The sequence below is a fragment of the Bacillus sp. JJ864 genome, assembly GCF_036963045.1.
GTDB classification, from domain to species: Bacteria; Bacillota; Bacilli; order Bacillales; family Bacillaceae_G; genus Bacillus_A; species Bacillus_A pseudomycoides_C.
Genome location: NZ_JBALLY010000127.1, coordinates 1 through 7,937 on the forward strand (window position 1 = coordinate 1; position 7,937 = coordinate 7,937).

Annotated in this window: 7 protein-coding genes; 2 read left to right on the top strand and 5 right to left on the bottom strand. The window is 32.9% G+C overall.

The window, feature by feature from the left end; all coding sequences use genetic code 11:
* Positions 1-512: 512 nt before the first annotated feature.
* The 3 genes from V7024_RS18315 to V7024_RS18325 all read right to left on the bottom strand — a co-directional run bounded on the left by V7024_RS18315 (position 513) and on the right by V7024_RS18325 (position 3,200).
* Complete coding sequence (locus tag V7024_RS18315) at positions 513-683, bottom strand: hypothetical protein (RefSeq protein WP_335522491.1); 171 nt, start codon at positions 681-683, stop codon at positions 513-515.
* 37 nt (positions 684-720) lie between these two features.
* Positions 721-2,898, bottom strand: coding sequence for a SpaA isopeptide-forming pilin-related protein (locus tag V7024_RS18320; protein WP_335522492.1), 2,178 nt, complete (start codon positions 2,896-2,898; stop codon positions 721-723).
* Between the two features lie 71 nt (positions 2,899-2,969).
* Positions 2,970-3,200 carry a helix-turn-helix domain-containing protein gene (locus tag V7024_RS18325; protein WP_335522494.1) on the bottom strand — a complete coding sequence of 77 codons (231 nt, stop codon included), beginning with the start codon at positions 3,198-3,200 and terminating at the stop codon, positions 2,970-2,972.
* Positions 3,201-3,327: 127 nt separating this feature from the next.
* Between V7024_RS18325 and V7024_RS18330 the strand changes: the two genes are divergently transcribed.
* On the top strand, positions 3,328-3,729 hold the full coding sequence (locus tag V7024_RS18330; RefSeq protein WP_335522496.1) for a helix-turn-helix domain-containing protein: 402 nt from the start codon (positions 3,328-3,330) through the stop codon (positions 3,727-3,729).
* A 251-nt stretch (positions 3,730-3,980) separates the two neighbouring features.
* Here the strand turns inward: V7024_RS18330 and V7024_RS18335 are convergent, their stop codons facing one another.
* Positions 3,981-4,145, bottom strand: coding sequence for a hypothetical protein (locus tag V7024_RS18335; RefSeq protein WP_335522498.1), 165 nt, complete (start codon positions 4,143-4,145; stop codon positions 3,981-3,983).
* 3 nt (positions 4,146-4,148) lie between these two features.
* Positions 4,149-5,324 carry an AimR family lysis-lysogeny pheromone receptor gene (locus V7024_RS18340; RefSeq protein WP_335522499.1) on the bottom strand — a complete coding sequence of 392 codons (1,176 nt, stop codon included), beginning with the start codon at positions 5,322-5,324 and terminating at the stop codon, positions 4,149-4,151.
* Positions 5,325-5,822: 498 nt separating this feature from the next.
* Here V7024_RS18340 and V7024_RS18345 point away from each other — a divergent pair, with 498 nt between their 5' ends.
* Positions 5,823-7,064 carry a hypothetical protein gene (locus V7024_RS18345; protein ID WP_335522502.1) on the top strand — a complete coding sequence of 414 codons (1,242 nt, stop codon included), beginning with the start codon at positions 5,823-5,825 and terminating at the stop codon, positions 7,062-7,064.
* Positions 7,065-7,937: the final 873 nt, after the last annotated feature.

The window sequence follows — 7,937 nt, forward strand, 5'->3', positions numbered from 1 at the left end:
AAGTTGTAATTATATATATAAGGTTGCAGGAAGAAAACAGAGTGCGAAAACCAAGCCATTCGGTTCCTGCGTAAAATATCAACCGTAAAAAAGAACGTCCAAACGTTGGACATCTAGGGGTGGAATAACCCGAAGTAACGCTCAGGGAGACGAAAGGTTGCTTTCGTCGTGGAACTGAGAAGCTCCCACCTCCAAGCGAAGCTTAGGTGGCGAGTAGTTCACTCTACCGATGTAAAAACCACGTTTACTACGAATATGTTTAATGAGCTTCATTTCAAGTCCCACCTTTCATTTCATAATCTTTTTATATCGTTAAATAGAAATATTTTGTCTGTTAAAACCCAGTTAAATTACCAAATCCAGATGATGAATATCACTATCCAGAATGGAAGCACGAGCAAAAACGCATTTTTACATCCTTTCACAATACCAAGTTCATCTTCTTCGAATTCATTAGCGTGCTTCTGAATCTTTTCTGCTGATTTGATTGTGCCCATGTCCTTCATACCTTTCTATAGTTCTTCTAATTCCGTGAACAAAATTTTTACAGGATTTTGATGCTCTTGAGATAGAACATGTTGTATTTCTTTTTTCAACTGAAAACCCTCAGCTGGCCATGCCAGCAAATATGATTTTTGATATGTCACATTACCAATTTGGTACTGTACATCAAATACACACATAATTTCCGCCCTCCCTGTATCAGTTGAGAAGAATATCTTATTCTGCTTTTCTATTCATTTTGAGTACGTAGGCAGTTACGAATGCTCCCATAACAAGAAGTCCGATTCCGACCCAAAATTTGTAAGGATTTTCCTCTTTCCCCCCTGTCATTGGAAGATTTTCTTTTGCTTTCTCTGGTGTTTTTTCTACTTGTGGTTGTGTTGGATGTGATTTTTCTGGTTGTGGTTGTTGTGGTTTTTCTGGTTGCGGTGTCTTTGGTTGTGGCTTTTTCTGATCTTTCACTGTATGTTTGATGATTTCACCATCTGTTTTGATTTCAAAAGAGAATGTCTCTTCATTAATCAAGTAACCTTCTGGTGCAAATGTTTCTTTATATGTGTATTTTCCTGCTGGAAGCTTTTCAAATTTTGCAATTCCTTGCTCATTTGTTTTTCCTTTTACCACTTCTTGACTTTGTTCATTGTAGATTGTGAATTCTGCATTAGGAAGTTTTGTATTTCCATCGGCTACGTCAACCTTAGTAATTTCAAGGTTTCCCTTGATTTGGTTGTTTTTTGCGACTAATTCAATTGTTTTGCCATGTTCCGTAATACGGAAAGAAATTGGTTCTTTTGCAAGAACATATCCCTTTGGAGAAGTTTTTTCGATGAATTGATATTCCCCGAATGGCAAATTATTAATTTTGATTAACCCGTTTTTATCAGTAGTATGTTCACTGATCTTCTTCCCTTTACTATCTTGTAAAATAAATGTTGCGCCTTCTAATTTCTTATCAGCATTTTCTTGATCGATTTTAAGAAGCTGCACATTTCCCTTCACTTCTTTGTTCTCAACTGTGAATGTCAGTGTTTTTCCATGTTCCTTCACTTCAAATGGATATTTCGTATCATTTAAAAGATACCCTTGAACACCCTTTGTTTCTTTAAAGAAATACTTACCGTATTTAAGACCCTTAGCTTCGGCAATTCCTTGCTCGCTCGTAACTGTCTTAGTTACTTCTTTCCCTTCTACTGTGTAGACTGCAAACTCTACACCTGAAAGAACTTTTTCTGAGTCACTTACTTTCTTGATTTGAATATTTCCTTTGATTTGTTCATTCTTCATTTCAACGGCAGCAACTTCACCTGTTTTCACCTCAAAAGGCTTTGGTGTAGCATCTAGCACATATCCAACAGGTGCTTTCACTTCTTTTACAATGTATGTGCCAAGTTCTAAGTTACCCATTTCAGCGATACCGTTTGCATCGGCTGTAATCGTTCCCATAACTTGTTGATTGCTAGTTACAACTTCAAATACTGCGCCTGAAAGTGGCTTTTTGTTCTCATCCACTTTCATCACTTTTAATGAGCCATTCGCTTTCCAATAAACTTGCAAGTTTGTACTTACTTGCTCTTTGTTACGTTCTAATAGTACTGTTGCATCTTGGATTGAATCAGTACCCTTATAAACAACAGCATGATAATTTGTTAGATTTGAAACAACTTTTAGAGATAGTTCATTACTCTTAGAGGATTTCGGCACTTGCACACGGAACTTTTCTCCTAGTTGGAACGTTTCTTTTACCTTACCTTGTTCTGTTACAACTCGTGTACCGTCTGGCGCATTACTCATTTGTACTTTGAGTGTACCTTTTTTTGCGTTTGTTTGAACAGTGTACGTTGTTGTTTCGAAGTATTCACCATTTAGCTGCGCTTCTTGTTTGCTCGTTGGAACTACATTCATCCATACATCCTGTGTATCTTGATTCTGATTTGCTGCGTTGATAATTGCTTTTGTCGCTCGTTCAACAGCTGCATCTTTGAATTGCAACTCATTCACATTAATTTGCCCAAAACTATTCCAGATTGCGAGCTGCGTGGAATAATGAGCCTGTTCCCAAGTAGAAACTCCTAGTTCTTGCGGACTTTTTTGTGGGTATCCGCTCAATAAAACGCGGTACACAATATCATCAGTTCTACCGCTTTCAGGAAGATCTCGGCCATTAGGAGAGTGCAATCCGAACGACAGACAATAAGCAATTTGGCCACTCGAATTTTTGAGAAGCTCTGTACGGACTTCTTTTCCAAATTGCGGACTATATGCCCAGTCCATCTCATACTTTTCACGATTGATGACTTCGGCACTTGCTGTATTAAGTGGAATTAAAAAGCTCATCACTAATAAAAGTACACTTATAGTGAGTAATAGCGCTTGATAAGATCGTTTCAAAATCATTTCTTACAGCTCCTTTAACAGTATCTAGTTTTCAAAGAACAGTTAAATTTTAATTCCATGCAAATCTTAACTCATATTATTCGTGCGCGATAATAAGTAGGTACAAATAGTTCTTCAACTGGAAGACCATAAAAATCTGCAATACTCTGCGCTCGATCAACAATTGTACTTTTTTTCCCAGATTCAATTGCTTGCAATACACTTTTGTTTAAATTTAAATCTGCTGCAACTTTTTTTAAAAGTACTCCTTGATCTTTGCGAATACTTTTTAAAACTGTTATTTCAGATTTTTTTTTACGCATTTTTCCACCTCCATATTCACATTTTAAACACCTAAAAGGTGTCTGTCAACACTTAAAATGTAAATTTAACACTAAAACTTCCTACAAAAAGTTTTTTAACACTTAATATATACTTATAGGAGTGATCTTGAACATGAAAAATAATATACTGGGGAAAAACATAAAAAAATTAAGAACTATTCGAGGGTTAGATAGATATCAGCTAGCTGCTGATCTGAATTCAACTTATAGAACAATATCTAGCTGGGAAACAGGAGAAAAGATACCACGAATTAATAAAATACATGAAATCGCTAATTATTTTAATGTTAGCGAAGCATATTTACTAAACCATATGATAAGCGATGAAGAGCTTCTTCAAAGAGTGGAAGGAGAAGAAGATCCTGTGCACCGCTTATCACAATTACTTTATGATAAATACATGAGTGTTCCAGATGAATATAAACCTTATATCGAAAAGGAATTACTTAGATATGCAAAATTTTTAACACTTGAAGTGGATGAAAAAGAGAAAAGTAAGAAGAAATAGTTCCTATACCTCATTTTTATAGGTGCTAGCACACAAGTCTATCCAATCACCTAACAATTCTAAGTCAATACTTTTAACAATCTTTATTAATAATTCTTTATCCAATATCATTATAGGTCACCACCTTTTTATATGGATTTCAATTTCATAAATTCCTGTATATGCATTAATAAAATCCTTTATAAAATCACAAAAGACATCGTTTAAACGACGTCTTTTGTGATTTTATATATTTTTTTGTTATCAATTCTCTACATCCCCCCACCGGGATCAGCTCTTAAATAATTATCAATTTGTAGGCCTTGCGCTTCATAGTGCGTACCATTTATTTCATTATATTTTTTTGTACATTTTACATTTGTATTAGTAGCTATGGTTAACAACAATATTATAAAAATGAAGATAGATTTTTTCATTTTTCAAAATCCCTTTCCGACATTTTGAATACTTTTCTCTTTATACTCATTAAATATTTTTTGCGCAAATCCTGCATAAAAAATATCGTTTTTAATTTTCATCACATCAATAACACTTGAAATTTCCTCCAAATCATTATTAGCCATCCCTCTATAGAGACGCTGCATTGGACTTAATTTCCCATTTTTAACTTCAAGATAATCTAATAATTTATTAGCTTGATCTTTCTGATCCAGAATAATGAAATATAGACTTTTTTCCGCTATATCTAATGTATTCATATCAATTTTATCAATATCTTTCCTCGTTATTATTCGTAGAAAGTTTAGAGTATTTAAAGCTATTTTATACTTGTGTTTCTCTCCCAATAAAGTTAATGCATTACAAGCCTTTTCTAAGTAATGAAATGATGATACCTCATCCAGGAATAAATTACTTTCTCCCATTCTACTATCTATCACTGCTTGCATTATCGGGAAAAAGTTCAAATCTTCGAAGTCCATTAAATTTTTATACACCTCTTGAAAACCAATAACATCATTGCTTCTTAATAATGAATATCCCCAAATGCTCTCTATCCAAAAATGATATAAATTAAACAATTCCTTATTTTTCACTATCCTTGAATCATCTTCTACCCTTTTTTTGTATTTTATCATTAAATCAAATTTTCCTAAGTCACATAAAATTAGCATACTTAAAATGTCACAGAACATTCTTACTTGGAAATGTTTTTTATTGGCTATCGCTCTAGAATTTTCAATTTCTAAAAATATTTCTTCTAGATCTTTAGATCCATTTAAACGACATTTATATAAATTAAAAATGTTGTAACACCTTGACAATTCTAATGTTGAATGATTTTGACACAAATCAATCACAAAATCTAATAACTTATCAAACCCATTTAAATGCGCAATAAGAAACGCCATTTTTACATTTAGATTTTGTCTACTATGTTTTTTTAAATGTTGAATAACATCTTCTTCTTGAATATTTCTTTCTAAAGGAGAAAGTTTCGATGAAATCTTTAACAGTGAATATACTGAAATGTTTTGTCCTTTAGTATACCAATTTGAAAACGTGGTCTCTGGTATACCTAATTCTTTTGCAACCACTTTATGTTCCAACCCAGAAGTCTCTAAGTAAAATTTCATCCTTCTGTATATATTAACCATCTAAATTCACCCTTTTAATCCTCTATTATTAACATTTTTTATGCTATGTTAAGCATTATTAGCGTAATAAAGTAAACGTTTTCCGATTAATATTTATGGAACCTTTATTTTTATAAATTTTAACATTTTTAAACACAGGAATTTGTGAAATAATTTTAACTGAATATTCAGTCTTTTTTGTTCGTACTACATTTTTACACTCTTTTAACAGACTTACCATTTTTAGTGTTGATAATAAAGTCTATGACTTGTAAAATGAAGAAAGGATATGATCCAAAAAAAAATAAAACCCCACCACCATACAAATTTTTAATTGGCTAACAGTTTGGCGACTCAAACCAATTAAAAACGCCCAGGAAGTAGGGGTCTTAAATCATACTAATAGTATTCACTTATATAAAAATTATAACACAAAGTGAATACAGTGTGAATAAGAACCTCTATTTTCCCAAGATTTTTCTGTACGTGTGTACTGGGGAAAAACAGGAGGTTTTTTCAATGGTAACAAGTTATGAAAATATAACTGCTCACGATCTGACTGACAATATCCAAGTCAGTACAAGAGCAATTAAAACAAACCTAGAATTAGATAAAAAAATGACAAAACAAAAATTCCTCATGCGCGGTCCAAAATTTTTCAACGGACTCCTCAAGCAATTAAAAAGAGAAGATGAATTGTTCGAGCTGCCAGCATCAGCGTTAGCTGTGTATGTTGGTATGCATTACATGGTAAATGATATTGGTTTACTGCCAAGTGATTTTACTCTGGCTCAGCTTGCTCAAATCATTGGTCTACCTTATACAACTGCACATACAGGATTTGAGATTCTTTTACAACGTGGACTCGTACAAGAGATAATTACAGAAGAAGGATTACCAGTGTACGAAATTTCTCATTATGCACTGAATAATCGTACAAAGCGTGAAGGAAATCAAGAATGTATGGGATTATCCTACTTCCGTCTTCCAAAAGCATTATTAGAGACAACTATTTTATGTGAATTGGTTACACATCGTGACCGCAAAGGTATTTACTTATTATTAGATCTATGTAATAACTTCACACACGAGCTATATAAACAAAAGCATGAAAGTATCGAACAGTATACTCTTGTACGACGTATGAGCTTTTTGAAGAAGTATCTAAACCGAAATGCAAAAAAAGTACGTGAATATATCGAGTTATTATCGCCTATTTTTCAATTTGAAGCATCAAATACAACTGTACGTTATGCTCGTGAATCACGTCTTACTCGTATGCGTAAAGCTGTAAATCAAGTTTTAATCCCACGTTTTACAGTTCGCATGGCTGCATCGTGTGTTTTAGAAAATGATGATACCGATATTAAGCAAAACGAAGCAAAAATGCGAAAAGAAGCGGTATCTCGTTTAAAATCAGTTGGGTATGCCCTTTCAAGTAAAGATCGTCGTGATCTTGTTGTTGCATTCCAAAACGAAGTGTCTAAGATTGCGTATTTATTAGAAAATAAGACTGCTAGAACACAATTGATGACATATACAATGTGCTATGCATTAGATTCATTAGAACAGTACGTGAATACAACTGGCCAAAAAGTGAAGTCTATTGGTGCTTTTGTTCGTACAAAATTACGCGAATCTCTTCCATCCTGGCGTTTTACATACTTAAACGATCATGACCGCCATGAATTACTTGTGACATTTGCACGCCATAAAATAGATATACCAGAATGGGTACACATGGATTACAGCGTGAACTAACCCATAAAATAACAAAATAGCTTCCTATCCAGCTTTGTTTAAAAAAATTGAGTTGAACAAGGCTATTAGTCATGAGAAAAAACATATATCTTTTGAAATCCTCTATTCTAAAACGAAAAACAGTAGGTTTGTCATTCATAATCTACTGTTTTTTTATTTTCTCTTGTTTCGATAGTTAACTTGTGAATTTGTAGATAATATGAATATTTTCTTGTGGAAACATAGAATAGTTGATTTTTAAGCTTGTGAATTGTGATTTATTTGGTATTTCACTTGTAGATTGTGAATTCTACATTTCTTTAATCTTCTAACCTCTCAAATCCCTTGGTATGCAAGAGGTTCACCGTTTTCCTTTTCGTCTATATATATATTTGATTCTTTTATATATTTTTTTGATTTATTTCTATACATATTTGAAATTAATACTTACCTTTGTAATTTATACCTAAAAAAATGAACCAATTTAATAAAGAAGACAGTATCCTATAGCCCTTTTCTTTTTTTATTAATTCCTGTGCAAAACAATAAAAACGTATATTCAATAGATATCCTTCCTTAATAGTTCGAGTCCCCCCTAGAATAATGCCAATCTTAAAAACTAAACCCATCTATAATTTCCTTATAAGGGGTCACCATACCATTTCGGGAAAATTGTACGCTAAGAACTACAAACCCTTATCATTACAGTATTTTTTAAAGATAAATACATGTTCAGAAAGATAAAAACCTAAGTTTAATTGAACATTGATTTGTTTACACACTTTATGAACATGATTGTAGCTATAAAACGTTGATATTATTGAGTTTTATCCCCTGTTCATAAACATAAGATTTTCTGAACAAATATCCCTTAGCGTACAGTAAAAGGGGTTA